At 66.8% G+C, this 603-nt stretch carries 1 pseudogene; it reads left to right on the top strand.

Annotation, left to right across the window (positions count from 1 at the left end):
• Positions 1 to 160 precede the first annotated feature (160 nt).
• Positions 161 to 603: pseudogene (locus J6500_RS31770) on the top strand (class I SAM-dependent methyltransferase); the annotation flags it as partial.

Genomic DNA, 603 nt, shown 5'->3' with positions numbered 1-603 from the left:
CGGGATCTCGCCGCGCAGGATCTTTGCGAAGATGTTCTGGTCGTCATAGGCGGTCATTGTCGCTCGTGTCCCGGTCCGGATTGAGGCAACACCGTGCGCGCCGGCTGGGAACGGCGCAAGCCATATCGACGCCGCATCGACCATCGGCTAACAACGCGCGATGAGGCTATCAGCTGACCATGGCAGCCAGACCGTCGAGATCGCGCGGCGTGCGCTCGCCGCTCGCCTCAAGGCGGCCGGCTTCGTCAGGCGTCAGCGTCCGGGTCGCCGCGGTGATGAGACCAGTCAGATCGAGACCGAGCGCTGCGCCGTCTCGCCGGCGAGCCGGTCGCGCGCATTTTCGGCTTCAAGGAGTTTTGGGGGCTGCCGCTGCAGCTCTCGGCAGCGACATTGGTGCCGCGGCCCGACACCGAGACGGTGGTCGAGCGTGCACTGGAACTGATACGCGCCGACGGCAGCTCCGATCGCCGCTTACGGATCGCCGATCTCGGCACCGGCTCGGGCGCGATCCTGCTGGCGCTGCTCTCGGAACTGCGCAACGCGCATGGCTTCGGCACCGACATTTCGGTGCAGGCGCTACAGACGGCCACCCAGAATGCAAAG

This window comes from Bradyrhizobium semiaridum (genome assembly GCF_020329505.1).
Lineage (GTDB): Bacteria > Pseudomonadota > Alphaproteobacteria > Rhizobiales > Xanthobacteraceae > Bradyrhizobium > Bradyrhizobium semiaridum.
Note: the sequence above shows the minus strand (reverse complement) of the source record. Positions and strands in the feature narration are given on the sequence as shown.